The sequence below is a fragment of the Acetatifactor sp. genome (assembly GCF_982438285.1).
In genome coordinates this window covers 1-4,587 of sequence record NZ_CEWDFQ010000256.1, presented here as the reverse complement: position 1 = coordinate 4,587, position 4,587 = coordinate 1, and the positions used below count along the sequence as shown (strand labels likewise).

Here is a 4,587-nt window from a genome sequence, read left to right as displayed (position 1 = left end):
GGGGCGGAGGAGCCTCTTGCAAAGTATCGTCTGTATCGGGATACCAATCAAGTCATAGCGCAGCTGCCCGCCATGCCGGCACGGATTCTGGGGCCCTTAAGCATCCAGGAGAGCCAGACGTCTCTGACGGGGATTTATGAACAGGGAAAGGCTGCCAAAGCGGTTTATGAAAAAGCCGGGGAGAGCTATGAAGCCCTGATGACTTCGCCCAGAGGGGATATGGGAGACAGCATTCAGAAGGCGTTTGCCAATGTGGATGAGCTGCTCATAGGGCTTTCTTATGAGCTTACGGACGAAAACAGAAGAGCGGTGCGCATCTTGGGCTATAACCGCATGGAAATTACAGGAAAGAATATAGAGCTTGTAAAGGCGGCTGATGAACAGGTACAGTCTGTGATTGAGAAGATGAAGCCTGCGGCGGTGCTTCAGATGATCCGGGATGGAATCAATCCGCTGGAAAAAACATTGCCCGAGCTGGAAGAATATTTTTCCGGGCTTCCGGAGGATTTTGAGGAGACTGCGGAAAGCTACAGCCGTTTTCTTTATGGATTGGAAAAAAACAAAGCTGTTACCGAAGACGAAAGAGAGACCTATATCGGTATTTACCGGCTGCTGCGTCAGATTGAAAAATCCGACGGCGCCGTGGTTGGAGCGCTGGTAAACAGCCAGGCCCAGCTTCACCTGAAAAATCTTCTCTCTGCGGTCAGAAGCGGAAAATTTAAGCATATGGACGTGAAGGTCCAGGAACGGCTGGAACAGGTGATTCAAAAGGGTGAGAGTATCTCAGAGCAGATCGCCAGGGCTTTTGCGGGGGATGTGAGAGATATTGTGACAGAAGTGTCACAGGAGACGGAGAACGCGCAGGAGTACAGGAGACAAAATCTGGAACAGCTTCGGAGCTTTGCGGTGACGGAGCAGGAGTGCGTGGCGCTTTTGCAGAAGGGGCAGGCCACGCCCAGTGTACACAATCTGCTGGCGGCCCAGGCGCTTTTACAGAATAGAGAGCTTTTTTACAGTGCCCGCAGAAAGGGGACCGGAAATGGCGACGAGATACCGGAAAGGAAGCCTCTGGCAGACGGACTTTGGGAAGCTCTGGAGGATAAGGATGAATTTTCCAGGGAATACCAAAAGCTTGTAAAAGAGACTGGCAAAGAAGTGGAGGAAGCCTTGCAGGAGGCGGCAAGCAGTGTGGATGTCAGGGAGCTCAGGCTGGCGCACAGACAGCTTGCCCTGGCGGAAAAGCTTGCAAGGCAGGAGGAATACTTTTTCTCCATGTATGTGGGAGAAGAACTGACGGGAATACGCCTGACGGTGGAAAGAAATGGTGCGGAAAAAGGGAAGGTTTCCGTCACCTGCCGGTTTTCGGAGGAGGAGACCTTGCGCGCAGATTTTTGGCTGGAAAACGGAAAAATTACGGCATATGTTGCGGGAAATGAAAAAACAGAGGTTACGAAACTGCAGAAAATTGCCGATACATTCACAGAAGAGGCCTCCGGACACTGGATCATAGAGAAGGTGTCAGTTGCCCAGGATGCCGGCAAAGGGCCGGATATGACAGAAAAACAGAAGATATCCGGCGAGGGTGTGTCTGCCGATAACGGGCAGCTGTACCGGATCGCCAAGACATTTTTGGAAGCAGTCAGACAGCAGGAAAGAGGTAGCGTATGAGAATTAATTACAATGTATCGGCAATGTTGTCCAATAATGCGCTGTCCAACAGTGAAGATCTGTTGGCAAAATCGCTGGAGAGATTGTCGTCGGGCTTAAAAATCAACCATGCAAAGGACAACCCGGCGGGGCTTGCCATGGGAAAAAGAATGAACGCGCAGATCGAAGGATTATCTGTGGCAAATCAAAATGCGAGCGATGGGATATCCATTATTGAGATTGCAGACGGGGCGCTGACAGAGGTCAGCGAAATGCTGCAGCGTATGAACGAGCTTTCGGTGAAGGCGGCAAACGGAGTCATGACGGACGATGACCGGGCCACTGTGCAGGACGAGATCGCGCAGCTGAAGGAGGAGATCACCCGTATAGCGGATACCACGGAATTCAACGGACAAAAGCTCCTGAACGGTGAGTTTGATTTTAAGGGATATACCAACAATCTGGAGGTAAAGGTAAACTCCTACTCCAAGGAGGTAACGGCCAAAACCTACAGCATTGACAGCATCACGCTGGAAAAGGAAATTGTGGACGGCGTGGAGACGGGCAATTATCTGGTGGACTTGGACAGCTTAAACCTGGGAACCGATTTTCCGGACGGAACCACGGCTACTGCTAAGGATAATTTGATTACGCTGGAAGGAGAAGGTGGATTTGAGATGGTGCTGGACGTGTCGGAGGTAAACTTCGGAGGCGCCAACACAGTGACCTTCAGCGCAGCAGGCGGAAATGGACTGGTGATTGACGCTACGGGAATCGGAGCTATGCGCCTGCAGATCGGGGCAAACGAAACCCAGATTCTGGCGGTGGATATTCCTACGATTTCTTTACAAAATATGGGGATAGAGGAGATTGATGTATCCACTCAGGAAGGAGCCGGGGACGCTATAGACAGACTGGACGGGGCCATCAAATATGTCTCCAAGGTGAGGGGGCGTCTGGGCGCTTATCAGAATCGTTTGGAGTCTTCTGTAAACAGTCTGGATGTTACCTCTGAGAATATGACGTCTGCTTATTCCCGTATTATGGATGTGGATATGGCCGAGGAGATGACTTATTATACCACCTATCAGGTGATGACCCAGGCAGGAACCTCAATGCTGGCCCAGGCCAACGAAAGACCCTCTCAGGTGCTGCAGCTTTTGCAGTGACAGCGGGCAGAAGCGTGTTAGCAGTGATATGTGTCTTTTTTACAGGGAGGCAGAATGACCAAGGAACAAAAACAGGAATTTACCAGGAGAATTACACAGGCAAATTCCACGCAGCTGATTGTTATTTTATATGAGATGCTTTTGCTGTATCTGGAAGAGGGAGCGCAGGCTCACGCATCCGGAGACAGAGATGCCTTTCGGGAAGCTATTCGCAAGGCAAGGGGATGTCTCAATGAGCTTCTTGCATCCTTAAATCCGAACTATGAGCCGGCACCTGCTCTATTGCGGCTTTATTTGTTCTGCATCAGGAGACTGGCCTATGGCGAGGTCAGGAATGATCCGAAGGTGTTGGAAGAAATAGAAAAAGTGATACGTCCCCTCCATGATGCTTATGAAAAAATTGCGCCGCAAAACGAAAATGGCCCTGTCATGAATAATTCCCAGGCAGTTTATGCCGGACTGACCTATGGCAGAAACACCTTAACCGAAAACATGGCTGACCAGGGCGCGAATCGGGGAATGCTGGTATGATTTTGCAGTCCCGGCGGCAGGCTCCAGGGCGGCCAGATCCGTCAGGTGCTTGTATCTTTTCTGCAGAGAATTAATCTCATAAATATAGCTGTCAATCAAATCTGTGTCAACAGCGTTATCAAAACCCGCATATGCAATGTCCAGTGCCGTGCGGGTTTTTTCCATGGCTTCCTGCAGACTGACTGGAGTAAAATCCGGTTCCTCTACACGCGAGGAATCGTAGTTTCGACTGAAGAATATTTTCATGCTGTTACCCAAGCCTTTCAATTTTGTTGTTAAAAGTATAGCCCCCTTAAATGGAAAATATACCAATTCTTAGAAAGAATGCCAGGAAAATGAAGGTTTGGCATAAAAAACAAAAAAGGCTCATAGATTGTAGCAAAAGAACGTAAGAGGGACAGGACAATGGAAAATCAAATGGGAACCATGCTGATTGTGCTGGCCTGCGCTGCGGCGCTGTTGATAGGCGCCATGCGAAGAAAGCTGGAATGGCTTTTAAACGTTGTCATGCGGAGCGTGCTTGGCACGATTGCAATCTATTTTATCAATTCTTTTCTGGCCGCGCTGGGAATTTCCCTGGGGGTCGGCATTAATGCGGTGACCGTTTTGACAGCCGGAATCCTTGGAATACCTGGGCTTTTAGCACTTTACGGAATCGGAATTTATCAGCTTCTGTAAAAATTTACCAAAATTTATATTTTTCCTTGTTTCCTATTGCAAAGCAAAAAGACAGCGTCTATAATACATCTTACAAAAACAAATCAAAAAGATTTTCTAAAGAATCAGTGGGACAATATCGTCCCGGCATTACCCATAAAAAATAAAATAGCATAAAAGGAGATGATGCTTTGGCGTCATTATGTGTATGTGTATTGCTGGTCATTGCCTGCGGCTATGACTATCTGCAGCACAGAATCCCAAACAGTCTGCTGCTTTTGCTGTTCTTTACCGGCATTGGAAGGCATCTGTTTGGAGCCTGTATTTCTCTGTTTTTCTTCTGTCTGGTAAAGATGGCGGGAGTAATGCTTCTGGCCTATCCTCTTTTCAAAATCGGATGTATCGGCGCAGGAGATGTAAAGCTTTTGGGAATCTGTGGGGGGTGTCTGCCCGTCTGTAAAATTCCGTCTTTCTTATTTTTTTCTCTGCTTTCAGCGGCAGTTTTTTCCATAATTAAAATACATAAGGAGCACAATGCAAAGGAAAGGCTTGTCTATCTATGGAGATATCTGACAGTGGCAGC

6 protein-coding genes are annotated in these 4,587 nt (G+C 48.5%); 5 read left to right on the top strand and 1 reads right to left on the bottom strand.

The annotated features are described in order from the left end of the window. The 3 genes from AC1WIP_RS11890 to AC1WIP_RS11880 form a co-directional block, all read left to right on the top strand. Positions 1–1,668, top strand: a 1,668-nt coding sequence (locus AC1WIP_RS11890) for a DUF6240 domain-containing protein (RefSeq protein WP_481142027.1), incomplete at its 5' end; no start/stop codon positions are given. Continuing rightward, the gene (locus tag AC1WIP_RS11885) at positions 1,665–2,816 is read left to right on the top strand and encodes a flagellin N-terminal helical domain-containing protein (protein WP_481142026.1); all 1,152 of its coding nucleotides are present in this window, start codon (positions 1,665–1,667) and stop codon (positions 2,814–2,816) included. The genes AC1WIP_RS11890 and AC1WIP_RS11885, both read left to right, overlap by 4 nt. Positions 2,817–2,870: 54 nt before the next feature. Continuing rightward, positions 2,871–3,347 carry a flagellar export chaperone FliS gene (locus tag AC1WIP_RS11880; RefSeq protein WP_318708205.1) on the top strand — a complete coding sequence of 159 codons (477 nt, stop codon included), beginning with the start codon at positions 2,871–2,873 and terminating at the stop codon, positions 3,345–3,347. Here AC1WIP_RS11880 and AC1WIP_RS11875 read toward each other — a convergent pair. Beyond that, a complete protein-coding gene (locus AC1WIP_RS11875) occupies positions 3,297–3,512 on the bottom strand; it encodes a DUF2508 family protein (RefSeq protein ID WP_318708204.1) in 216 nt (71 codons plus the stop codon). The two genes, AC1WIP_RS11880 and AC1WIP_RS11875, sit on opposite strands and share 51 nt — an antisense overlap. Positions 3,513–3,752: 240 nt before the next feature. Here AC1WIP_RS11875 and AC1WIP_RS11870 point away from each other — a divergent pair, with 240 nt between their 5' ends. Beyond that, positions 3,753–4,025: a pro-sigmaK processing inhibitor BofA family protein gene (locus AC1WIP_RS11870; RefSeq protein ID WP_481142025.1), complete on the top strand. Its 273-nt coding sequence runs from the start codon at positions 3,753–3,755 to the stop codon at positions 4,023–4,025. Between the two features lie 170 nt (positions 4,026–4,195). After that, on the top strand, positions 4,196–4,587 hold a 392-nt coding region (locus AC1WIP_RS11865), incomplete at its 3' end, for a prepilin peptidase (RefSeq protein ID WP_481142024.1).